Source organism: Pseudomonas sp. PDM05 (assembly GCF_014851685.1).
Classification (GTDB): Bacteria; Pseudomonadota; Gammaproteobacteria; order Pseudomonadales; family Pseudomonadaceae; genus Aquipseudomonas.
The window spans coordinates 945,400-968,283 of sequence record NZ_JACVAC010000001.1 but is presented as its reverse complement, the minus strand read 5'-3'; the positions used below and the strand labels follow the sequence as shown (position 1 = coordinate 968,283).

Genomic DNA, 22,884 nt, shown 5'->3' with positions numbered 1-22,884 from the left:
GAGTCTAGCCCGCCCATGTATACCCTGGCCCGCCAGCTGTTGTTCAAACTCTCTCCGGAAACTTCCCACGATCTGTCCCTGGACCTGATCGGTGCCGGTGGCCGCCTGGGGCTCAATGGCCTGGTATGCAAGGCGCCGGCAAAGATGCCGGTGTCGGTAATGGGGCTGGATTTCCCCAACCCGGTCGGGCTGGCGGCTGGCCTGGACAAGAACGGCGCGGCCATCGACGGCTTCGCGCAACTGGGTTTCGGTTTTGTCGAAATCGGCACCGTGACCCCGCGTCCGCAGCCGGGCAACCCCAAGCCGCGCATCTTCCGCTTGCCGGAAGCCGAGGCGATCATCAACCGCATGGGGTTCAACAACCTGGGGGTCGATAACCTGCTGTCGCGGGTTCAGGCGGCGAAGTACAAGGGCATCCTCGGCATCAATATCGGCAAGAACTTCGACACGCCGGTGGAACGTGCGGTGGATGACTACCTGATCTGCCTGGACAAGGTCTACGCCCATGCCAGCTACGTCACGGTCAACGTCAGCTCACCCAATACCCCGGGCCTGCGCAGCCTGCAGTTCGGTGACTCCCTCAAGCAATTGCTTGAAGCCCTGCGCCAGCGCCAGGAAGACCTGGCCGTACGCCATGGCAAGCGCGTGCCGTTGGCGATCAAGATTGCCCCGGACATGAGCGACGAAGAAACCGTACTGGTGGCCCAGGCCCTGGTGGATTCGGGTATGGATGCAGTGATTGCCACCAACACCACCCTCAGTCGTGTCGGTGTCGAAGGCCTTGCCCATGGCGACGAAGCGGGTGGCCTGTCAGGTGCGCCGGTGCGTGAGCAGAGCACCCATATCGTCAAGGTGTTGGCCGCCGAACTGGCCGGGCGCTTGCCGATCATCGCCGCGGGCGGTATCACCGAAGGCAAGCATGCGGCCGAGAAGATCGCTGCCGGCGCCAGCCTGGTGCAGTTGTACTCCGGGTTCATCTACAAGGGCCCGGCGCTGATCCGCCAGGCGGTGGATGCCATCGCCGCACTGCCAAAGGCCTGACAAGCGCCCATTAAAAAGGGCTCCATAAAGGAGCCCCCTGGGCCGAAGCCCGCCGCCCGGATAGGACGTGCATGGTTAAGTCGTTATCGCTTCAACAGTGTGTGTCGGAATTGAATGCCCTTATTAGCCGACGGCGTGAAGTTCGTTGAGTCTGTGGATTCCCGCAGTGCCAGTCATACCGTCCCAGTTGTCGCCGCGTCCTTCTCGCCAGCCGTTGATCCAGGCTTGGCGTACCGACGGTAGAGTAAATGGGCAAAGCTCACGGGATTTGCCATGAACGCCATATTGATATCCGCGTAAAAACGCTCTTTCCAACGGATCACGCTTAAGTCTTCTCATAGGGTGTTTCCCTCACTTGTTGACTGTCTTGATATCCTTCGGCCCCGTTGGGAGCCGGGCAGAGTTTTTCTGCCGTTGGTGGGCTCGCTGCCGGCGTGGCGAGCCTATGTGTCGGCGTCGTTACGGCGCCAACCTGTGTTGAGTTCTAACCAATAGGTCACATGGATTCAATGATCGTTTTGTCATAAGCACGTAACGATAACGATGCTATAGCCATAAGCTGGGCTGGCTTTTCGCCCCATTTGTCTGGCAAACCCAGCTATGATGCACCCTGCAAAGAGGATGGGTTTAATCCTTTAGTGAGAATGCCCGCCCGTTGCAGTCGGTTATTATTCGACGAAGGGTCGGAATATTTCCTTTTGTTGCTGCACTTTATCGATCTGCCCCGTCACTCAACGCCCAAAGGGCCTGCAGGCGGGGTGGGACGGCACATTCGTGCCACGCGAGCACTCTTCAAGAAAAGTGCTTGATTGAAAACCGAGCCGGCGATGCGTCGCCCGTTCATTTATTGCTGAAAAGCCTGGAATGCCCCATGTCGGACCGTTTTGAACTCTTCCTCACTTGCCCCAAGGGCCTCGAAGGCCTGCTGATCGAGGAAGCCATCGGGCTTGGCCTTGAGGAAGCCCGCGAGCACACCTCGGCCGTGCGCGGCATGGCCGACATGGAAACCGCCTACCGCCTGTGCCTCTGGTCGCGCCTGGCCAACCGCGTGTTGTTGGTGCTCAAGCGCTTCCCGATGAAGGACGCCGAAGACCTCTACCACGGCGTGCTGGACATCGAATGGGCCGATCACATGGTGCCGGACGGCACCTTGGCCGTGGAATTCAGCGGCCATGGCTCGGGCATCGACAACACCCACTTCGGCGCGCTGAAGGTCAAGGATGCGATTGTCGACAAGCTGCGCACCCCGACCGGCGAACGTCCGTCCATCGACAAGATCAACCCGGACCTGCGCATCCACCTGCGCCTGGACCGTGGCGAAGCCATTCTGTCCCTCGACCTCTCCGGCCACAGCCTGCACCAGCGCGGCTACCGTCTGCAGCAGGGTGCAGCACCGTTGAAGGAAAACCTCGCGGCAGCCGTGCTGATCCGTGCCGGCTGGCCGCGCATCGCTGCCGAAGGCGGCGCGCTGACTGACCCGATGTGCGGCGTGGGTACCTTCCTGGTGGAAGGCGCGATGATCGCTGCCGACATGGCACCGAACCTGAACCGTGAGTTGTGGGGCTTCACCACCTGGCTCGGTCACGTCCCGGCTTTGTGGAAGAAACTTCACGCCGAAGCGTCGGAACGTGCCGCGATCGGCATGAACAAACCGCCGTTGTGGATTCGTGGCTATGAAGCCGACCCGCGCCTGATCCAACCTGCGCGCAACAACATCGAACGCGCGGGCCTGAGCCATTGGATCAAGGTGTACCAGGGCGAAGTCGGCACGTTCGAGCCGCGCCCGGACCAGAACCAGAAAGGCCTGGTCATCTGCAACCCGCCGTACGGCGAGCGTCTGGGTGACGAAGCCAGCCTGTTGTACCTCTACCAGAACCTCGGCGAGCGCCTGCGCCAGGCGTGCATGGGCTGGGAAGCGGCGGTGTTCACCGGCGCGCCGGACCTGGGCAAGCGCATGGGCATCCGCAGCCACAAGCAGTATTCGTTCTGGAACGGTGCGTTGCCGTGCAAATTGCTGCTGATCAAGGTCAACCCCGACCAGTTCGTCACCGGCGAGCGTCGCACGCCAGAGCAACGCCAGGCGGAACGTGAGCAAGCCGCTTACGATCAAGCCCCGGTCGAGCCGCAAGAGCGCCAGTACAACAAGAACGGCAACCCGATCAAGCCCGCCCCGGCTCCGGTGGTTGAACAGGCACGCCTGAGTGAAGGCGGGCAGATGTTCGCCAATCGCCTGCAAAAGAACCTCAAGCTGCTGGGCAAGTGGGCCAAGCGCGAAGGCGTGGATTGCTACCGCGTGTACGACGCCGACATGCCGGAATATTCCATGGCCATCGACCTGTACCACGATTGGGTGCATGTGCAGGAATACGCCGCACCGAAGTCCATCGACCCGGAAAAAGCCTCCGCCCGCATGTTTGATGCCCTGGCCGCGATTCCCCAGGCGCTGAACATCGACAAGAGCCGCGTCGTCGTCAAGCGCCGCGAGCGCCAGAGTGGCACCAAGCAGTACGAGCGCCAGAGCGCCCAGGGCAAGTTCACTGAGGTCAGCGAAGGCGGCGTGAAGTTGCTGGTCAACCTCACCGACTACCTCGACACCGGCCTGTTCCTCGACCACCGTCCGATGCGCATGCGTATCCAGAAAGAAGCGGCCGGCAAGCGTTTCCTCAACCTGTATTGCTACACCGCTACCGCGAGTGTGCACGCAGCCAAGGGCGGCGCACGCAGCACCACCAGTGTCGATTTGTCCAAGACTTACCTGGACTGGGCGCGTCGCAACTTCTCCCTCAACGGTTTCTCCGACAAGAACCGGCTGGAGCAGGGCGATGTGATGGCGTGGCTGGAAGCCAGTCGTGATGAGTTCGACCTGATCTTCATCGACCCGCCGACCTTCTCCAACTCCAAGCGCATGGAAGGCATCTTCGACGTGCAGCGTGACCACGTGCAGTTGCTTGACCTGGCCATGGCCCGCCTGGCACCGGGTGGCGTGCTGTATTTCTCGAACAACTTCCGCAAGTTCGCGCTGGAGGACAACCTCAGCGAGCGCTATGCGGTCGAAGAGATCAGTGACAAGACCATTGACCCGGATTTCGCGCGCAACGCGAAGATTCACCGGGCGTGGAAAATCACTGCACGCTGATCGCTCCTAAAAAAAGCCGCAAGCCTGGATTTTTCCGGGCTTGCGGCTTTTTTGCGCTGGTCAAATACAGGGCCGATGGCTATAACTTAATGCCTAGCCAAAGTGACACCCCCCGCACGCTGGCGTTGTGAGTGTTGCCTATGCCGTTGCAAGCTGTTCGCCCGAAAATCCTAGGTTTTATCAGTGAGCAGGCATCGGCTTGGCTGGTGGCGTTGATGGTGTTCCTGGCCGGTGGCGCGCTGACGTTGATCATCGCCTGGGCCGCCTCCGACCTCTACGAGCAGCAGGTGCGCCAACGCTTTCAACTGCTGGTCAATGAACGCTACACCCGCCTGCAAGAGCGCTTCGAGGACCAGGAGCAACGCCTGGGCAGCCTGCGGCGTTTTTTCGTCAACTCCGGCGAGGTTTCCCGCGAAGAATTCGATGGTTTTGCCCAGCCCCTGCTGTTGCGGACCCGTGCTTATGCCTGGGCGCCACGGGTGTTTCGCGACCAGCGCAGTGCGTTTGAAGAGGACGTGTCGCGCCAGCGCGGTGAGCCGTTCAGCATTCGTGAGCTGAATGCCCAAGGAGAGCTGGCGTCGGCGCCCGAGCGCGATGAATACGTGCCGGTGCTCTACAGCCAGACCCAGAGCCTGCTCGGCTCGCCCCTGGGCTTTGACTTGCTGGCCCAGCCGCTGCGGCGTTCAGTTCTTGAGCGCGCGTTGAAGACGGGCAAGCTGGCCGTGTCGCAACCCATGCAACTGGTCGGCGTCGAACCAGCCTACGCCGCCGGCGTCTTGCTGGTGGCACCCGTGAGTAAGCTGCCCGAAACCCAACAATCCCAGGCTGAGCCCTACGGCTATGTGATGGCGGTGATCAGCATGCGGCAATTGGTGGCCGACGGTTTGCCCAAGCCGAACCGTGACAACCTGGTCATGCAGATCATCGACACGTCCGACATCCGCAAGCGCGCACTGTATGAGTCCAGCAATGCGCCGGGCAGCAGCGACCTGGTGGCCGCACGCCGGCTGAGCCTGGGGGATCATGTGTATGCCTTGAACCTGCGTCCGAGCCAGGTGTTCGACCAGGCCAACCATTCCTCGATGAGTACGATCCTGACCATGGGCGGGCTGCTTAGCCTGTTGCTCAGCGCGTTGCTGTATGTGTTGGTCAGCCAGCGCCAGCGCGCGCTGAAACTGGTCGAGCAACGCACCGAGCAGTTGCGTGTGCGAGAGCTGGAGTTGCGCGGCGCCCATGGGCAACTGCGCAGCGTGCTGAATGCGGCGACCCAAGTCGCAATCATTGCTACCGACCTGCGCGGCGTGATCAACACCTTCAATGCGGGGGCCGAGCAGATGCTGGGGTTCAAGTCCGAGGATGTGTTGGGGCGCTTGACCCTGGACAGCCTGCACCTGGAATCGGAGCTCGATGCCCGCGCCGCCACGCTGAGCATGGCCATGGGCAAACGGATTCCGCCAAGCCAGGCGATGCTGGTGGAGCGCCCCGACCACCAGCACGAGGCTCGGGAGTGGACCCTCAAGCGCCGGGACGGCAGCCAACTGACCGTGAATATGCTGGCCACCGTATTGCTTGATGACCATGGCTTGTGGGTCGGGCACTTGGCGATCTACCTTGACATCACCGAGCAAAAGCGCGCCTACGAGGCCCTGGCCGCGCGGGACCGCCTGCTCAAGAAACTCAGTGCCCACGTGCCCGGCGGGATCTTCCAGTTCACCCTCGAAGCCCACGAAAAGTGGCGTTTCATCTACGCCAGCGATGGCATGCGCGATATTTATGAAATCGAGCCAGGCACGTTGCAACAGGACGCCAGCCGGGTGCTTGAGCGCATTCATCCCCTGGATGTGGAGCGGGTGCGGGCATCGATTCGTCTATCTGCGTTGCAGTTGAGCCATTGGCGTGAAGAGTACCGTGTGCAGTTGCCGCAACGCGGCCTGCGCTGGATTCGCGGCGAAGCCACGCCGGAAGAATTACCGGGAGGCGGCACCTTGTGGCATGGCTACGTGTCGGATATTTCCGATCTGAAACGGGTCGAGGAAGAGCTGCGCGCGCTCTCCATCACCGACTCTCTGACTGGCATCCACAACCGCCGCTATTTCCAGGACCGCCTCAAGGCCGAGATGTTACGACTCAACCGCGTCTGCGGTTCGCTGTCGTTGATCATGCTGGATATTGACCACTTCAAGCGGATCAACGACCAGCATGGCCACGGCGTGGGCGATGGGGTGTTGCAGGAGCTGTGCAGGCGCATCAGCGTGCGCCTGCGGCGTACCGACGTGTTCTGCCGTCTGGGCGGTGAAGAGTTCATGGTGCTGTGCCCCAACACCGACGGCAAGCAGGCCTACAGCCTGGCGATGGAATTGTGGCAGTCGTTGCGCAATGCGCCGATGGAGCCGGTGGGCATTGTCACTGCCAGCTTTGGTGTGGCCAGTTGGCGGGTGGATGAAGGCATCGATGGCTTGCTGTTGCGGGCGGACTCGGCGGTGTATGTCGCCAAGCAGGCGGGCAGGGACCGGGTGGAGGTTGAAGGCTTGCGTACGTGAGACCGCCGCAAGCCCGCTCCTACAGATTAAAGGACTGGCGCGGCCGCCACCGCCTTCGGCTGGCGGTACAGGTCCAGCAACACCTGATCCAGCACCGACGATGCCCCCCACGGCTTCGGATCGTTGAGGATTGCCACCACCGCCCAGGTATTGCCGTTGTTGTCGCGGCTGAATCCGGCGATGGCGCGCACGGTGTTCAAGGTACCGGTCTTGACGTGGGCCTCGCCGCGCATCGCGGTGGTCTTCAGGCGTTTACGCATGGTGCCGTCGGTGCCGGCAATCGGCAGTGAGCTGATGTACTCCGCCGCGTAGGGGCTTTTCCATGCCGCTTGCAACATGGCGGCCATCTCGCGGGCGCTGACACGTTCGGCACGGGACAGGCCGGAGCCGTTCTCCATCACCAGGTGCGGCGCGGTGATGCCCTTTTTCGCCAACCATTGGCGCACGACACGCTGGCCGGCTTTGGCGTCGTCACCGTCGGCATCGTTGCGGAACTGCGCGCCCAGGCTCAGGAACAACTGCTGGGCCATGGTGTTGTTACTGTATTTGTTGATGTCGCGGATGATTTCCGCCAGGTCCGGCGAGAACGCCCGAGCCAGTACCTTGGCATCCTTGGGCACTGGTGCCTGAATGTCGCGGCCCAGGATGGAACCGCCCAGCTCCTGCCAGATCGCCCGCACGGCGCCGGCGGTGTAGGTGGCATGGTCGAGCAGCGACAGGTACGTCTGCGAGCTGCAGCCATCGGCCAACTGGCCGCTGACGGTCACCGTCACGCTGCCATCGGCGGCCGTTACCGGGTTGTAGCGCACATCGCCAGTGCATTGCTTGGCGTTGGACACCTTGACCTGATTGTCGATGCGGATGCTGGCAATTGGCGGCTCGACCGAGACGATCACCCGCCCCGAATCATTGCGGGTCACAAAACGCAGGGCCTTGAGGTTGACCAGCAGGGCGTCGGGCTTGACCAGGAACGGCTTGTTCTCGTCGTTGCCATCGTCATTGAACTCGGGCAAGAGCGGCTGTTTGAAGAAGGCACGGTCCAGCACCAGGTCGCCGGTGACTTGCTGCACACCGTTGGCGCGCAGGTCGCGCATCAGCAGCCAGAGTTTTTCCATGTTCAGCTTGGGATCACCGCCGCCCTTGAGGTACAGGTTGCCGTGCAACACGCCACCGCTGAGGGTACCGTCGGTGTAGAACTCGGTTTTCCACTGGTGGTTGGGCCCCAGCATTTCCAGAGCCGCGTAGGTGGTGACCAGCTTCATGGTGGAGGCCGGGTTGACCGAGACATCGGCGTTGAAGACGGTAGGCGTGCCCGGGCCGTTCAGGGGGATCATTACCAGGGACAGTGCATTGTTTTGCAGTTTGGCTTTGGACAGCGCCTGTTGGACATTCGGCGGCAGGCTGTTGTTGACGGGGGCGGCGCGGACGCAGAAGGCCAATGGCAAGAGCAGACCGGCAAGGAGCAATGGACGAAAAGATTTGATCATAAAGAATAAAACCCTACTGCTGAGAAGGGTGAAAAAGGCGAGGGGTATAGACAGAAAATCCCTCATTGGTCATGAAAGTGTCGGCATTATGCCCCAAGGTGGGGCCTGTTGTAGCTGAACGATAGCTGGAAATCGGCGTTTTTTTGCAGGCAATTTGCCGCCCGTCCCAGAGAGTCGGGCAATCGCCGCCTTAAACTGCTAAAGTGCCGCCCGTTATTACTTAAGAGGATTGTTCCAATGGCGACTAACCGTTCCCAGCGTCTGCGCAAAAAACTGTGCGTTGATGAATTTCAAGAGCTGGGTTTCGAACTGAACCTGGACTTCAACGAAGGCCTGAGTGAAGAAGCTATCGACGCTTTCCTCGAAGCATTCATCAAAGAAGCCATGGAAGCCAACGGTCTGGGCTATGTTGGCGGCGATGACTTCGGTCTGGTTTGCTTGCAGAAGCGTGGCTCGGTCTCCGAAGAGCAGCGTGCTGCCGTTGAAGCCTGGCTGAAAACCCGTTCCGAGCTGACCAAGGCTGAAGTCAGCCCGTTGCTGGACGTGTGGTATCCGGAAAAGCCGATCAACGCGGCTAAGTGATACTGAAAAAAACGGCGACCTGAGGGTCGCCGTTTTTTTATGCCTTGCGCCCATTCAGAATCAACAGCGTCAACACCCCCGCGACAATCCCCCAGAACGCCGACCCGATGGAAAACAGCGTCAAGCCTGACGCAGTGACCATAAAGGTGATCAACGCCGCTTCCCGCTCCTTCGGCTCGTTCATGGCGATGCTCAGGCCATTGATGATCGAGCCAAACAATGCCAACGCCGCGATCGACAGCACCAGTTCCTTGGGCAATGCGGCGAACAGTGCCGCCAGCGTCGCGCCAAACACCCCGGCAATCCCGTAGAACACCCCGCACCAGACCGCCGCCGTGTAGCGCTTGTTACGGTCTTCATGGGCGTGAGGCCCGGTGCAGATCGCCGCGCTGATCGCGGCCAGGTTGATGCCGTGGGAACCGAAAGGCGACAGTACCAGGGATGCGAGGCCCGTAGCGGTGATCAGCGGCGAGGCTGGAACGTTGTAGCCATCTGCCCGCAAGACGGCCACGCCGGGCATGTTTTGCGAGGTCATCGCCACCACGAACAGCGGGATGCCGATGCTGATGGTCGCCGCCAGGGAGAAGTGCGGGGTGGTCCATACCGGCGTCGCCACTTCCAGGTGGAAGCCGCTGAAATCCAACAGGCCCATCCACCCCGACAGCAGCGTGCCGAGCACCAGCGCAGCCAACACCGCATAACGCGGCGACAGGCGCTTGATGATCAGGTAGGTGAAAAACATCCCCAGCACCAGGCCGGTGCGGTGTTGCGCGGCGACAAAAATCTCGCTGCCGATCTTGAACAGGATCCCCGCCAGCAAGGCCGCAGCCAGCGACGCCGGGATGCGCTTGACGAGTTTTTCAAAACTGCCGGTCAACCCACAGATCGTCACCAGCACCGCGCAGGTGATGTAGGCACCGATGGCCTCGCCGTAACTCACTCCACCCAGGCTGGTGATCAGCAACGCGGCGCCGGGTGTCGACCAGGCAATGGTGATCGGCGTGCGATAGCGCAAGGACAGGCCGATGCTGCACACCGCCATGCCGATGGAAATCGCCCAGATCCACGAGGAAATCTGCGCCGTGGTCAAACCGGCGGCCTGGCCGGCCTGGAACATCAGCACCAGGGAGCTGGTATAGCCAGTCATCATGGCGATGAAACCGGCGACGATCGCCGATGCAGAGGTGTCGGCCAGCGGGCGCAGCGGCGCTTGGGCGGCTTCGGACATAGAAAGGTGTTCCTTTAACCAGAGAAATTGCTGATTCAAGCCTAAACTCAAACGTAACCACTCATTGCAATACAGCCGAGACCGCAAACAGCCGTACAGTGTGTTGGCGCAATCGGTTGTGTACAATGTGCGCTGTTTTTAGGTGATACTTGCCAGCAACACGCTGTTGCCGTATTACCGTTATTTCGCCGCCGTTCTCCCGACCCGAGTGCCCATGAACGAACAGTTGCAACCTCTCAAGAAACAACCGCGAGCTGGCAAGGCCGGTCGCAGCGGAACCCAGGACGATATTGTCTACGCGCATATCTTCGAGGCGATCCTCGAACAACGCCTGGCACCCGGCACCAAATTGAGCGAAGAGGCACTGGGCGAAATCTTCGGCGTCAGCCGCACCATCATTCGTCGCGCCCTGTCGCGCCTGGCCCATGAAGGCGTGGTGCTGCTGCGGCCCAACCGCGGTGCAGTGGTTGCCAGCCCGAGTGTGGAAGAGGCCCGCCAGGTATTTATGGCGCGGCGTCTGGTAGAACGCGCGATTACCGAGTTGGCGGTCCAGCACGCCACTGCCGAACAATTGGCCGAACTGCGCCAGATGGTCAACGACGAGCGCGACAGCTTTTCCCGTGGCGACCGTGGGGCGGGTATCCGTCTCTCCGGCGAATTCCACCTCAAGCTGGCCGAGGCGGCGAAAAACGCGCCGCTGATCAGCTTCCAGCGCAGCCTGGTGTCCCAGACGTCATTGATCATCGCCCAGTACGAAAGCGGCAACCGCTCGCACTGCTCCTACGATGAACACACCCAGTTGATCGATGCGATCGAAGCGCGGGACGCGGCGTTGGCCGTGGACCTGATGATGCATCACATGGATCACATCGACAGCAAGCTCAACCTTGATGAGGAAAGTGCGTCGGATGATTTGCATGCGGTGTTTTCGCACCTGTTGCAGACCAAGAAACCGGGGCGCTCTTCAGTAAAACTGTAATTTCCCTGAATCACCGGGGACAAAAAATGTGGGAGCGGGCTTGCTCGCGAATGCGGTGGATCAGTCGAAACATCTGTGACTGACATACCGCATTCGCGAGCAAGCCCGCTCCCACATTGGTTTTGTGGTGTTTGCTGGATTAGCGTTGGTGTACCAATTGCCCGGCCGCATAGGTCTGCAACACCGTCCGATCATCCCCAAGCGTCATCAGCACAAACAACGTCTCGGCAATGTCATTGGCCTGTTTCAAGCGATAGCTCAGCAGCGGCGTGGCGTTGTAGTCCAGCACCAGGAAATCCGCATCCGTGCCCGGCTGCAACGTACCGATCTTGTCTTCCAGGCGCAGCGCCCGTGCGCCGCCCAATGTGGCGAGATACAGCGACTTGAACGGGCTCAATCGCGCGCCCTGCAACTGCATGACCTTGTAGGCTTCGTTCAAGGTTTGCAGCAACGAGAAGCTGGTGCCGCCGCCCACGTCCGTGCCCAGTCCTACATTCAATTTGTGTTTTTCCGCCATCGGCAGGTTGAACAAACCACTGCCGAGGAACAGGTTCGACGTCGGGCAGAACGCCACCGCCGAACCGGTCTCCGCCAACCGCGCGCACTCGTCATCACACAGGTGCACACCGTGGGCAAACACCGAGCGCTCGCCGAGCAGCTGGTAATGGTCGTACACATCCAGGTAGCCGTTTCGCTCGGGGAACAGCTCTTTTACCCACTCGATTTCCTGCTTGTTCTCACTGATGTGAGTCTGCATGTACAGGTCCGGGTATTCCCCCAGCAGTTGCCCGGCCAGCGCCAGTTGTTCCGGCGTGCTGGTCGGTGCGAAGCGTGGCGTCACGGCGTAGTGCAGGCGGCCCTTGCCGTGCCAGCGCTCGATCAGCGCCTTGCTTTGCTGGTAGCCGGTTTCGGCGGTGTCGGTCAGGTAGTCCGGGGCATTGCGGTCCATCATCACCTTGCCGGCGATCATGCGCAGGTCGAGTTTTTCCGCTGCTTCAAAGAACGCATTCACCGACTGCGGATGCACGCTGCCGAACACCAGCGCAGTGGTGGTGCCGTTGCGTAGGAGTTCCTTGATGAAGATGTCGGCGACTTCCTCGGCGTGGGCCTTGTCGGCGAATTGGCTTTCACACGGGAAGGTGTAGGTGTTGAGCCAGTCCAGCAACTGCTCGCCGTAGGCGCCGACCATGCCGGTTTGCGGCAGGTGGATGTGGGTGTCGATCAGGCCGGGGGTGATCAGCGCATCCTGGTAGTGGGTGATGTCGATGTCGGAAGGTAGGGTCGGCAGCAGGTCCTGCGCATGGCCAACAGCGCTGATCTGACCGTTCTCAATCACCAGTAGGCCATCTTCGAAATACTCGTAGGAGGCTTCGATGCCAACTTCGGCGGGGTCGGCGATGCTGTGCAGAATGGCGGCACGGTAGGCTTTGCGAGTCAAAGGCATGGTTATCTCAATTCAAATGGCTTGGCTGCGGCGTGAAGCCGGCAGCAGTTTGGCAATGGGTTCGGCGCTGGCGGTGTGCTGGCCGAAATTGGCGTTATAGGTGGCGATGATCTCGCCGGCGATGGAGATGGCGATCTCTACCGGCAATTTGCCCTTTACCTCGCTGAGGCCCATGGGGCAGCGCATGCGTTGCAATTGCGCGGCGTCGAAGCCGCGCTCACGCAGGCGGTGTTCGAACTTGACGCGTTTGGTCTTCGAGCCGATCAGGCCGAAGTAGGCGAAGTCGTTGCGTTTGAGCAGGGCGGCGGTGAGTTCCAGGTCCAGCGCGTGATTGTGGGTCATGACGATGCAGTAACTGCCCGCTGGCAGGTCGGCAATTTCGTCGACCGGCTCTTCGCTGACGATTTTACGCACGCCCTGGGGGATATGTTCCGGAAACTCCAGTTCACGCGAATCGATCCAGCGCACCCGGCACGGCAGGCTCGCCAGCAACGGCACCAGCGCGCGGCCGACGTGGCCGGCGCCAAACACCGCGATCTGTGCCTGCACCTGGCCCATGGGTTCGAACAGCAGCACCGTCACGCCGCCGCAGCACTGGCCCAGGCTGGCGCCGAGGCTGAAGCGCTCCAGATGGGTGTTCTGCTGGCCACGCACGAGCATGTCCCGGGCGATCTGCATCGCCTTGTATTCCAGGTGCCCGCCGCCGATGGTGTCGAAGGTCTGGGCGGCGCTGATCACCATCTTGGAACCGGCATTGCGTGGTGTGGAGCCGAGTTCTTCGATGATGGTCACGAGCACGCAGGGTTCGCCGCTGGTTTGCAGGTGGGCGAGGGCGCTGATCCAGTTGTTCATGTCTACCTCAACATTTCTGTTGTCAGTTCGTCCGTCTTCGCGAGCAAGCCCGCTCCCACAGGGGATTGCATTCCAAATGTGGGAGCGGGCTTGCTCGCGAAGGCCGCGCTTGGGTCTAAAGCGAAGCCATCTCGGTATCAGCCTCAGCCACCTTCGCCGCCGTCAACTGCCGCATCTGCTCACAGCCCCACAGCACCCGCTCCGGCGTCGCCGGGGCATCGATCTTTGGCTGATGCCGGTAATCCGCCAGGCTCGCCACCGCATCCTTGATCGCGCACCACGAGGCAATCCCGAGCATGAACGGCGGTTCGCCCACAGCCTTGGAATGGAACACCGTGTCTTCCGGGTTCTTGCGGTTTTCCACCAGCTTGACCCGCAGGTCCAGCGGCATGTCCGCCACCGCCGGGATCTTGTAGCTGGCCGGACCGTTGGTCATCAGCTTGCCCTTGTTGTTCCACACCAACTCTTCCATGGTCAGCCAGCCCATGCCCTGGATAAACCCGCCTTCGACCTGGCCGATGTCGATGGCCGGGTTCAGCGAGGCGCCCACGTCGTGGAGGATGTCGGTGCGCAGCATCTTGTATTCGCCGGTCAGGGTATCGACGATCACTTCGCAGCACGCCGCGCCGAAGGCGAAGTAGTAGAACGGCCGGCCGCGTGACTGGCTGCGGTCGTAGAAGATTTTCGGGGTTTTGTAGAACCCGGTACTCGACAGCGAAACCTGGGCGAAATACGCCTGCTGGATCAGCGCTTCGAAGGTCAGGATCTGCTCACGCACGCGCACATGGCCGTTGTGGAACGCCACGTCCGCTTCACTGACGTCGTACTTGCGCGCAGCAAACTCCACCAGGCGTTGCTTGATGGTTTCGGCGGCGTTCTGCGCGGCCTTGCCATTCAGGTCGGCACCGCTGGAGGCGGCAGTCGGCGAGGTGTTGGGCACTTTGTCGGTGTTGGTGGCGGTGATCTGCACGCGGTCGATTTCCACCTGGAACACTTCGGCCACCACTTGCGCGACCTTGGTGTTCAAGCCCTGGCCCATTTCGGTGCCGCCGTGGTTCAGGTGGATGCTGCCGTCCGTGTAGATATGGATCAGCGCACCGGCCTGGTTGAGGAAACTGGCGGTAAACGAAATGCCGAACTTCACCGGGGTCAGCGCCAGGCCTTTTTTCAGGATCGGGCTATGGGCGTTGTACAGGCGTATCGCTTCGCGGCGCTCGGCGTATTGGCTGCTGGCCTCCAGTTCGGCGGTCATCTCTTCGAGCAGGTTGTGTTCGACGGTCTGGTAGTAGTGGGTGACGTTGCGCTCGGTCTTGCCGTAGTAGTTGGCCTTGCGCACCGCCAGCGGATCGAGGGCTAGATGGCGCGCGATGGCGTCCATCACTTCCTCGATGGCGACCATGCCTTGCGGGCCGCCGAAGCCGCGATACGCGGTGTTGGACGCGGTGTTGGTCTTGCAGCGATGGCCGTTGACGGTGGCGTCGCCCAGGTAATAGGCGTTGTCGGCGTGGAACATCGCACGGTCGACAATCGAGTTGGACAAGTCCGGCGAGCAGCCGCAGTTGCCGGCCAGGTCCAGGTTGACCCCGTGCAGGCGGCCGCTGTCGTCAAAGCCCACGTCGTATTCGATATAGAAGGGGTGGCGCTTGCCGGTCATCAGCATGTCTTCGACACGCGGCAGGCGCATCTTGGTCGGCTGGCCGGTGAGGCGCGCGACCACCGCGCACAGGCACGCGGGGCTGGCGGCCTGGGTTTCCTTGCCGCCGAAACCACCGCCCATGCGGCGCATGTCGACCACGATCTTGTTCATCGACACGTCCAGCACTTCGGCCACCAGTTTCTGCACTTCGGTGGGGTTCTGCGTGGAGCAGTAGACGATCATGCCGCCGTCTTCGGTGGGCATTACCGAGGAGATTTGCGTCTCCAGGTAGAAGTGTTCCTGGCCGCCGATATGCAGGGTGCCCTGGATACGGTTTTTGGCCGACGCCAGCGCGCCTGCCGAATCACCCCGTTGGTGGGTGTGGCTGTCGAGCACAAAGTGCTTGTTGCGGAAGGCCTCGACCACATCCAGTACCGGCTCCAGGTCTTCGTATTCGATCACCGCAGCCATCGCGGCTTTGCGCGCGGTTTCCAGATCACGCGCGGCGACGGCGAGTACGACCTGGCCGACGAACTGCACCGTGTCGATGGCCAGCAACGGGTCGCCGGGCAGCAGCGGGCCGATGTCTTTCAGGCCTGGCACGTCTTCGTGGGTGATGACGATACGCACGCCTTCGAAGGCATAGCAGGGGGCGGTGTCGATGCTGAGGATTTTCGCGTGGGCGCGGTCGGACATGCGCGCATACAGGTGCAACTGGTTGGGGAATTCCAGGCGGTCATCGATGTACTGCGCTTCGCCGCTGACGTGCTTGGCGGCGCTGTCATGCTTGACGCTGCGGCCGACTCCGGTGGTGAGGTCCTGGGCGAACAACTCGGCCAGTTCGGCCTGGGTTTTAACGACGGCGTGATGGTTAGACATAAGCGGTCACCCGAGTCTCGATGTGCGGCGTTTGCAGCTCGATGAAGTATTTGCGCAGCAGGTTCTGTGCGCTGAGCAGGCGGTATTCCTTACTGGCGCGGAAGTCCGACAGCGGGGTGAAATCCTCGGCCAGGGCGGCGCAGGCGTTCTCGACGGTGGCGCTGTTCCAGGTGGCGCCGAGCAACGCGGCTTCGCAGCTTTTGGCGCGTTTGGGCGTGGCGGCCATGCCACCGAACGCCACGCGGGCTTCACGCACCACACCGTTGTCGATCTTCAGGTTGAACGCGGCGCAGACCGCGGAAATATCATCGTCCAGGCGCTTGGACACCTTGTAGGCGCGAAACAGTGCATGGCCCTTGGGTACGATGATTTTTTCGATGAATTCGCTGTCCTGACGGGCGGTGACGCGGTAGTCGATGAAATAGTCTTCCAGCGCCAGGGTGCGACGGGTGTTGCCCTTGCACAGCACGATCTGCGCGCCGAGGGCGATCAGCAGCGGCGGCGAATCGCCAATCGGCGAGGCGTTGCCAATGTTGCCACCGAGGGTGCCCTGGTTGCGGATCTGCAAGGAGGCAAAGCGCTGCAGCAGTTCACCGAAGTCCGGGTAGGCCTGGTGCAGCGCGGTGTAGCAATCAGAGAGGGCAGTGGCGGCGCCGATTTCCAGGCGGTCATCGAAGTCTTCGATGCGCTTCATCTCTTCGATGTTGCCGACGTAGATCATCACTGGCAGGGTGCGGTGAAACTGCGTGACTTCCAGGGCCAGGTCGGTGCCGCCAGCCAACAGACGCGCTTGCGGGTAGGAATCGTAGAGGTCGGCCAGGTCGGCGACGGTCAGCGGCACCAGGCAGCGTTTGTCGCCGCTGTTGAGTTCGCCGGTCTGGGTCGGCGCAATGGCTTTGAGGCGCGCGATGGTCTGGGCTTCTCGGCTGTCGAACTGATCCAGGGGTTTGTTGCAGCAGGCCTGTTCGGCAGCGGCGAGGATCGGGCGATAGCCGGTGCAGCGGCACAGGTTGCCGGCCAGGGCTTCATGGGCTTTTTGGCTGTCGGGGGCGTCGCTGTTCTTTTGCAGGGCGAACAGCGACATCACGAAACCAGGGGTGCAAAAGCCGCACTGCGAGCCGTGGCACTCGACCATCGCCTGTTGCACGCTGTGCAGTTGGCCCTGGTGCTTGAGGTCTTCGACGCTGATCAGTTGTTTGCCGTGCAGCGACGACACGAAGGTCAGGCACGAGTTGAGGCTGCGATAACGGATCTGCTCGGCGCCCTGGGCGTCGGTGTGCAGTTCGCCGACCACCACGGTGCACGCACCGCAGTCGCCGCTGGCGCAGCCTTCCTTGGTGCCGGGCTTGCCCAGATGCTCGCGCAGATAGTTGAGCACGGTGAGATTGGGGTCCAGGGCGTGCTCGCTACGGAGTTCCTGGTTGAGTAAAAACTGGATCACGGAAGGCCTCGCAGACTCATTATTGTTGTTAACCGCTTTGCGCCGAATCTAGTCATCTCTGACTTTTCGGTCAACGAATTTCTGACCAGGAGGTCAAGAAAATGCGATCGCAACACTTTCAATTATGGTCCAGTCTTCTGGAACCGGCGTTTTCAGGGGCTTTTGAGTTTTCAGCTTTGCTTATTCCGTGCCAAATTCGCCACGGTGGGCGTAGCGCCATCAGCGGGCCAATGCGCTACACTGCCGCGCTTGTATCGATAGAAGATTTTGAAGGGAAAACATGACGTTCAAGGCGCCGGACAGTCTCGCCGAGCAAATCGCTCACCACCTCGCCGAACGCATCATTCGCGGCGAACTCAAGCCTGGGGAGCGCATCCAGGAGCAAAAGGTCACGCTGGCCCTCAATGTCAGCCGTGGTTCCGTGCGCGAAGCCTTGTTGATCCTCGAACGCCGCCACCTCATCGCGATCCTGCCGCGCCGTGGCGCCCACGTCACCGAACTCACCGCGCACAAGGTGCAGAGCCTGTGCACGCTGATGGGCGAGTTGTACATCCTGCTCGGCAATGCGGTCGCCCAAGGTTGGCAGACCCAGGCCGACATGGCGCCGTTCGTGCAGATCCAGCAGCGCCTGGTGACCAATTTCGAGCGCCAGGACATCCGCGCCTTCGTCGAAGAAAGCTTCAACGTGATGCGCGCCGCGTACCCCTTCGCCAACAACCCGTACCTGCAGGAAACCGTCGAGAACCTGCAACCGGCGATGAACCGCGCGTATTACCTGGCGCTGGATCAACGCAAGGCGTCCATGAGCGAATACCTGGTGCTGTTCGAGCAACTGCTCGCCGCCGTACTCGCCCGTGACCTGGCGCAGATCCGCCTGGTGTTGTCGGCCTACGGCGAACGCAGTTGCTCGCTGGTCATCGCTGCGTTGGCGGACGCCTAAACGTGCGGCTCAAGTGCATCAAACTGGCGGGGTTCAAATCCTTCGTCGACCCGACCACGGTGAACTTCCCCAGTAACATGGCGGCGGTGGTCGGGCCCAATGGTTGCGGCAAGTCGAACATCATCGACGCCGTCCGCTGGGTGATGGGCGAGAGCTCGGCCAAGAACCTGCGCGGCGAGTCGATGACCGACGTCATCTTCAACGGCTCCACCAGCCGCAAGCCCGTGAGCCAGGCCAGTATCGAACTGGTGTTCGACAACTCCGATGGCACGTTGATTGGCGAGTACGCGGCCTACGCCGAAATCTCGATCCGCCGCAAAGTGACCCGCGACAGCCAGAACAGTTATTTCCTCAACGGCACCAAGTGTCGCCGTCGGGACATCACCGATATTTTCCTCGGCACCGGCCTGGGGCCGCGCAGCTACTCGATCATCGAACAGGGCATGATCTCCAAGCTGATCGAAGCCAAGCCCGAAGACCTGCGCAACTTTATCGAGGAAGCGGCCGGCATCTCCAAGTACAAGGAGCGCCGCCGCGAGACCGAAAACCGTATCCGCCGTACCCACGAGAACCTCGCCCGTCTCACCGACCTGCGTGAAGAGCTGGAGCGCCAGTTGGAGCGCCTGCACCGCCAGGCCCAGGCCGCCGAGAAGTATCAGGAATACAAGGGCGAGGAACGCCAGCTCAAGGCGCAACTGTCGGCCCTGCGCTGGCAGGCGTTGAACGAGCAGGTCGGCCAGCGCGAAGCCATTATCGGCACCCAGGAAATCAGCTTTGAAGCCCTGGTGGCCGAGCAGCGCAACGCCGACGCCAGCATCGAGCGCCTGCGCGACGGGCACCATGATTTGTCCGAGCGCTTCAATCTGGTGCAGGGCCGCTTCTATTCGGTGGGCGGCGATATTGCCCGCGTCGAGCAGAGCATCCAGCACGGCCAGCAGCGTTTGCGCCAGTTGCAGGATGATCTCAAGGAAGCCGAACGCGCGCGCCTGGAGACCGAGTCCCACCTGGGCCACGACCGCACCTTGCTACTGACCCTTGGCGAAGAGCTGGACATGCTCACCCCCGAGCAGGAAGTCACCAGCGCCGCCGCCGAAGAGGCCGCCGCCGCCCTGGAAGAATCCGAAAGCACCATGCATGGCTGGCAGGAGCAGTGGGACACGTTCAACCTGCAATCCGCCGAACCACGCCGCCAGGCCGAGGTGCAGCAGTCGCGCATCCAGCAACTGGAAACCAGCATGGAGCGCTTGGCCGAGCGCCAGCGCCGGATGCAGGAAGAGCGTGCGTTGCTGTCGGCCGACCCGGAAGACGCGGCGATCATGGAGCTGAGCGAGCAACTGGCCGAAAGCGAAATGACCCTGGAAGAGCTGGAGGCCAGCGAAGAACAACAAGTGGAGCGCCTGGAGCAGTTGCGCCAGCAGTTGCAACAGGCGACCCAGGCGCAACAGCAGGCCCAGGGCGATTTGCAGCGGCTCAATGGGCGCTTGGCGTCCCTTGAAGCCTTGCAGCAAGCCGCCTTGGACCCGGGCACCGGCACCGCCGAATGGCTGCGCGATCAGCATCTGGCCGAACGCCCGCGCCTGGCGGAAGGCCTGAAAGTGGAAGCGGGCTGGGAGCTGGCGGTGGAAACCGTACTCGGCGCCGACCTGCAAGCGGTGCTGGTGGATGATTTTGGCGGCTTTGACCTGGCCGGGTTTGCCCAGGGCGATCTGCGTTTGCTCAGCCCGGCGGCGGATGGCACGCGGGTGCCGGGCAGTCTGTTGGATAAAGTTGAAGCGGCGATTGATCTGTCGCCCTGGCTGGGCCAGGTCAAGCCGGTGGATTCTCTGGAGCAGGCTCTGGCCCAACGTGGTCAACTGGCGGCCGGTGAAAGCCTGATCAGCCGTGACGGCTATTGGGTCGGCCGGCACTTTCTGCGGGTGCGCCGCGCCAGTGAAGCGGAAAGTGGTGTATTGGCCCGTGGCCAGGAAATCGTCAACCTGATCGCCGAGCGTGAAGAGCGCGAAGCCACCCTGGAAAGCCTGGAAACCCAACTGCAAACCCTGCGCGCCACCCAGCGCCAGCAAGAGACCGGCCGCGAACACCTGCGCCGTCTGTTGCAGGACGAAGCGCGCCAGCAAGGCGAGCTGAAAGCCCAGCTGTCCGCGAGCAAAGCCAAGGTCGAGCAACTGACCCTGCGCCGCACCCGCCTCGACGAAGAGGTTGCGGAAATGGGCGAGCAGCGCGCCCTGGAACACGAACAGATCGGCGAAGCGCGCCTGCAGTTGCAGGAAGCCCTCGACAGTATGGCCCTCGACACCGAACAGCGCGAACTGCTGCTGGCCCAGCGTGACAGCCTGCGCGAACGCCTCGACCGTGTGCGTCAGGAGGCCCGCCAGCACAAGGATCATGCGCACCAGTTGGCGGTACGGTTGGGCTCGCTCAAAGCTCAGCACGCGTCCACCGCCCAGGCCCTTGAGCGTCTGGAGATGCAATCCGAACGCCTCACCGAAAAGCGCGAGCAACTGAGCCTCAACCTGGAAGAGGGCGAGGCGCCGCTGGAAGAGTTGCGCCTCAAGCTCGAAGAATTGCTCGACAAGCGCATGACCGTCGACGAAGAACTCAAGACCGCGCAGATCGCCCTGGAAGACGCCGACCGCGAACTGCGCGACGCTGAAAAGCGCCGCACCCAGGCCGAGCAGCAATCCCAGTTGATCCGTGGCCAACTCGAACAACAGCGCATGGAATGGCAAGCCCTGACCGTGCGCCGCAAGACCCTGCAAGACCAGCTGCTTGAAGATGGCTACGACCTGCACGGCGTGCTCAACACGTTGACCACCCAGGCCAACGAGAAAGACGCCGAGGAAGAACTGGAGCGGATTGCCGCGCGTATCCAGCGCCTTGGCGCGATCAACCTCGCGGCCATCGACGAATACCAGCAACAATCCGAGCGTAAACGTTATCTGGACGCGCAGGACGCCGACTTGGTCGAGGCCCTGGACACCCTGGAAAACGTGATCCGCAAGATCGACAAGGAAACCCGCAACCGCTTCAAAGATACCTTTGATCAGATTAATAGCGGTTTACAGGCGTTATTTCCGAAAGTTTTCGGCGGTGGCAGCGCTTACTTGGAACTGACGGGCGAAGATCTACTCGATACAGGGGTAACGATCATGGCGCGGCCTCCGGGCAAGAAGAACAGCACCATCCATTTGTTGTCCGGCGGCGAAAAAGCCCTGACCGCATTGGCCCTGGTATTTGCCATCTTCAAGTTGAACCCGGCGCCGTTCTGCATGCTCGACGAAGTTGACGCGCCATTGGATGACGCTAACGTTGGACGTTACGCGCGACTGGTTAAAGAGATGTCCCAGACCGTGCAGTTCATCTATATCACCCACAACAAGATCGCCATGGAAATGGCGGATCAATTGATGGGTGTGACGATGCACGAGCCTGGGTGTTCGCGACTGGTTGCGGTGGATGTGGAAGAAGCGATGGCGATGGTGGACGCCTAGCGGCGCAGTTTTTAGCTATAAGCTGCAAGCTGCAAGTGAGTTGGCTTGAGCTTGCAGCTTATAACTTGCAGCTTGTAGCTCACAGTTGGCGTCAACGTACGAAAATGCCATTGCTGAGCGAAGATGCCAATCCAATACATCTTTCGCCAACTGTGCTAATTTAATGTCAATTTTTCGTATGCGTGGGCAAAACGTCAGTCAGAACATAGAGTTGGCGCCACGTTTTAAAGCGGTTTGCACGGTGCTAAACCCCTTATTTTTCAGCATTTTTTATTAGAGGCACGGGATTACATGGAAATCGGTCTGCGCGAGTGGCTGATCGTCATCGGCATTATTGTCATTGCCGGTATTCTTTTTGATGGCTGGCGCCGCATGCGCGGTGGCAAGGGCAAGCTCAAGTTCCGTCTGGACCGCAACCTGTCCAACTTGCCTGACGACGACGGCGGCGCCGAGCTGCTGGGGCCGCCCCGTGTGCTGGATACCCATAAAGAACCGCAACTGGACGAGCATGACCTGCCGTCGATGAGCGCGCCGCTGCGTGAAGCCCGCGAGCCGTCGCCCAAGCGTGGCAAGCGTGCCAGCGCCGCCGTGGCCGAGCCGCATCAGGGCGACCTGAACCTCGACGTCGATGAAGGCCCGAGCTTCAGCAGCCGCGATGATGATTTCCCCGATGAGAATGTCGGCAAGACTGCTGCGCGCCAATCGGTCAACGACCAGCCGGCTGCCGAAGAAGTCTTGGTGATCAGCGTGATCTGCCGCGACGCTGCAGGTTTCAAAGGCCCGGCGCTGTTGCAGAACATCCTCGAAAGCGGCCTGCGGTTTGGCGAGATGGATATTTTCCACCGTCACGAAAGCATGGCCGGTAACGGCGAAGTGCTGTTCTCCATGGCCAACGCGGTCAAGCCCGGCACCTTCGACCTGGACGACATCGACCTGTTCAGCACCCCGGCGGTGAGCTTCTTCCTCGGCCTGCCAGGCCCGCGTCACCCGAAACAAGCGTTCGACGTCATGGTGGCTGCGGCGCGCAAGCTGTCCCAGGAACTGAACGGCGAACTGAAGGATGATCAACGCAGCGTCCTGACCGCCCAGACCATCGAACACTACCGTCAGCGCATCGTCGAGTTCGAGCGTCGCGCCCTGACACAAAAACGCTGAGTAGAATAAGCGCACCAACATTTGAGCAGCTACGGCTGCTCTTTTGCTTTATG

Annotated in this window: 15 protein-coding genes; 8 read left to right on the top strand and 7 right to left on the bottom strand. The window is 61.3% G+C overall.

What is annotated here, in order from left to right; genetic code table 11:
* Nucleotides 1-15: 15 nt before the first annotated feature.
* Nucleotides 16-1,041, top strand: coding sequence for a quinone-dependent dihydroorotate dehydrogenase (locus IB241_RS04515; RefSeq protein WP_192297150.1), 1,026 nt, complete (start codon nt 16-18; stop codon nt 1,039-1,041).
* Between the two features lie 123 nt (nt 1,042-1,164).
* Here IB241_RS04515 and rmf read toward each other — a convergent pair whose 3' ends face one another.
* Entirely contained in the window at nt 1,165-1,380 is a 216-nt protein-coding gene (gene rmf, locus IB241_RS04510) for a ribosome modulation factor (RefSeq protein ID WP_002553055.1), read from the bottom strand.
* Nucleotides 1,381-1,912: 532 nt separating this feature from the next.
* On the opposite strand from rmf, the gene rlmKL reads away from it, so the two are divergent.
* Both rlmKL and IB241_RS04500 read left to right on the top strand, forming a co-directional pair.
* Nucleotides 1,913-4,177, top strand: coding sequence for a bifunctional 23S rRNA (guanine(2069)-N(7))-methyltransferase RlmK/23S rRNA (guanine(2445)-N(2))-methyltransferase RlmL (rlmKL, locus tag IB241_RS04505; protein ID WP_192297149.1), 2,265 nt, complete (start codon nt 1,913-1,915; stop codon nt 4,175-4,177).
* 140 nt (nt 4,178-4,317) lie between these two features.
* Nucleotides 4,318-6,717: a diguanylate cyclase gene (locus IB241_RS04500; protein WP_192297148.1), complete on the top strand. Its 2,400-nt coding sequence runs from the start codon at nt 4,318-4,320 to the stop codon at nt 6,715-6,717.
* A gap of 26 nt (nt 6,718-6,743) precedes the next feature.
* Here IB241_RS04500 and dacB read toward each other — a convergent pair whose 3' ends face one another.
* Nucleotides 6,744-8,204, bottom strand: a complete 1,461-nt coding sequence (dacB, locus tag IB241_RS04495; RefSeq protein WP_192297147.1) for a D-alanyl-D-alanine carboxypeptidase/D-alanyl-D-alanine-endopeptidase — start codon at nt 8,202-8,204, stop codon at nt 6,744-6,746.
* A gap of 237 nt (nt 8,205-8,441) precedes the next feature.
* Here dacB and IB241_RS04490 point away from each other — a divergent pair, with 237 nt between their 5' ends.
* Nucleotides 8,442-8,786 carry a YggL family protein gene (locus IB241_RS04490; RefSeq protein ID WP_016979277.1) on the top strand — a complete coding sequence of 115 codons (345 nt, stop codon included), beginning with the start codon at nt 8,442-8,444 and terminating at the stop codon, nt 8,784-8,786.
* A gap of 37 nt (nt 8,787-8,823) precedes the next feature.
* Here the strand turns inward: IB241_RS04490 and IB241_RS04485 are convergent, their stop codons facing one another.
* Nucleotides 8,824-10,014: a benzoate/H(+) symporter BenE family transporter gene (locus IB241_RS04485; protein WP_192297146.1), complete on the bottom strand. Its 1,191-nt coding sequence runs from the start codon at nt 10,012-10,014 to the stop codon at nt 8,824-8,826.
* Nucleotides 10,015-10,228: 214 nt separating this feature from the next.
* On the opposite strand from IB241_RS04485, the gene IB241_RS04480 reads away from it, so the two are divergent.
* Complete coding sequence (locus IB241_RS04480; protein ID WP_192297145.1) at nt 10,229-10,993, top strand: GntR family transcriptional regulator; 765 nt, start codon at nt 10,229-10,231, stop codon at nt 10,991-10,993.
* Nucleotides 10,994-11,132: 139 nt separating this feature from the next.
* On the opposite strand, the gene guaD is transcribed toward IB241_RS04480, so the two are convergent.
* The 4 genes from guaD to xdhA all read right to left on the bottom strand — a co-directional run bounded on the left by guaD (nt 11,133) and on the right by xdhA (nt 17,245).
* On the bottom strand, nt 11,133-12,437 hold the full coding sequence (gene guaD / locus IB241_RS04475; RefSeq protein WP_192297144.1) for a guanine deaminase: 1,305 nt from the start codon (nt 12,435-12,437) through the stop codon (nt 11,133-11,135).
* A 12-nt stretch (nt 12,438-12,449) separates the two neighbouring features.
* A complete protein-coding gene (xdhC, locus tag IB241_RS04470) occupies nt 12,450-13,289 on the bottom strand; it encodes a xanthine dehydrogenase accessory protein XdhC (RefSeq protein ID WP_192297143.1) in 840 nt (279 codons plus the stop codon).
* A gap of 115 nt (nt 13,290-13,404) precedes the next feature.
* Nucleotides 13,405-15,804 carry a xanthine dehydrogenase molybdopterin binding subunit gene (gene xdhB, locus IB241_RS04465; RefSeq protein WP_192297142.1) on the bottom strand — a complete coding sequence of 800 codons (2,400 nt, stop codon included), beginning with the start codon at nt 15,802-15,804 and terminating at the stop codon, nt 13,405-13,407.
* On the bottom strand, nt 15,797-17,245 hold the full coding sequence (gene xdhA, locus IB241_RS04460; RefSeq protein WP_192297141.1) for a xanthine dehydrogenase small subunit: 1,449 nt from the start codon (nt 17,243-17,245) through the stop codon (nt 15,797-15,799). Before xdhA ends, xdhB begins: the two co-directional genes overlap by 8 nt.
* Before the next feature lie 280 nt (nt 17,246-17,525).
* On the opposite strand from xdhA, the gene IB241_RS04455 reads away from it, so the two are divergent.
* The 3 genes from IB241_RS04455 to zipA all read left to right on the top strand — a co-directional run bounded on the left by IB241_RS04455 (nt 17,526) and on the right by zipA (nt 22,831).
* Complete coding sequence (locus IB241_RS04455) at nt 17,526-18,185, top strand: GntR family transcriptional regulator (protein WP_192297140.1); 660 nt, start codon at nt 17,526-17,528, stop codon at nt 18,183-18,185.
* 2 nt (nt 18,186-18,187) lie between these two features.
* Nucleotides 18,188-21,676, top strand: a complete 3,489-nt coding sequence (gene smc, locus IB241_RS04450) for a chromosome segregation protein SMC (protein WP_192297139.1) — start codon at nt 18,188-18,190, stop codon at nt 21,674-21,676.
* Between the two features lie 291 nt (nt 21,677-21,967).
* Nucleotides 21,968-22,831: a cell division protein ZipA gene (zipA, locus tag IB241_RS04445; protein ID WP_192297138.1), complete on the top strand. Its 864-nt coding sequence runs from the start codon at nt 21,968-21,970 to the stop codon at nt 22,829-22,831.
* The last annotated feature ends 53 nt before the right edge of the window (nt 22,832-22,884 follow it).

Excerpts from the sequence above, each read along its gene's own strand:
- guaD (WP_192297144.1), bottom strand. The coding sequence starts at position 12,437 with ATGCCTTTGACTCGCAAAGCCTACCGTGCCGCCATTCTGCACAGCATC.
- IB241_RS04500 (WP_192297148.1), top strand. The coding sequence starts at position 4,318 with ATGCCGTTGCAAGCTGTTCGCCCGAAAATCCTAGGTTTTATCAGTGAG.
- rmf (WP_002553055.1), bottom strand. The coding sequence starts at position 1,380 with ATGAGAAGACTTAAGCGTGATCCGTTGGAAAGAGCGTTTTTACGCGGA.
- rlmKL (WP_192297149.1), top strand. The coding sequence starts at position 1,913 with ATGTCGGACCGTTTTGAACTCTTCCTCACTTGCCCCAAGGGCCTCGAA.
- xdhB (WP_192297142.1), bottom strand. The coding sequence starts at position 15,804 with ATGTCTAACCATCACGCCGTCGTTAAAACCCAGGCCGAACTGGCCGAG.
- dacB (WP_192297147.1), bottom strand. The coding sequence starts at position 8,204 with ATGATCAAATCTTTTCGTCCATTGCTCCTTGCCGGTCTGCTCTTGCCA.
- zipA (WP_192297138.1), top strand. The coding sequence starts at position 21,968 with ATGGAAATCGGTCTGCGCGAGTGGCTGATCGTCATCGGCATTATTGTC.
- IB241_RS04455 (WP_192297140.1), top strand. The coding sequence starts at position 17,526 with ATGACGTTCAAGGCGCCGGACAGTCTCGCCGAGCAAATCGCTCACCAC.
- xdhC (WP_192297143.1), bottom strand. The coding sequence starts at position 13,289 with ATGAACAACTGGATCAGCGCCCTCGCCCACCTGCAAACCAGCGGCGAA.
- IB241_RS04485 (WP_192297146.1), bottom strand. The coding sequence starts at position 10,014 with ATGTCCGAAGCCGCCCAAGCGCCGCTGCGCCCGCTGGCCGACACCTCT.
- IB241_RS04490 (WP_016979277.1), top strand. The coding sequence starts at position 8,442 with ATGGCGACTAACCGTTCCCAGCGTCTGCGCAAAAAACTGTGCGTTGAT.
- IB241_RS04480 (WP_192297145.1), top strand. The coding sequence starts at position 10,229 with ATGAACGAACAGTTGCAACCTCTCAAGAAACAACCGCGAGCTGGCAAG.
- IB241_RS04515 (WP_192297150.1), top strand. The coding sequence starts at position 16 with ATGTATACCCTGGCCCGCCAGCTGTTGTTCAAACTCTCTCCGGAAACT.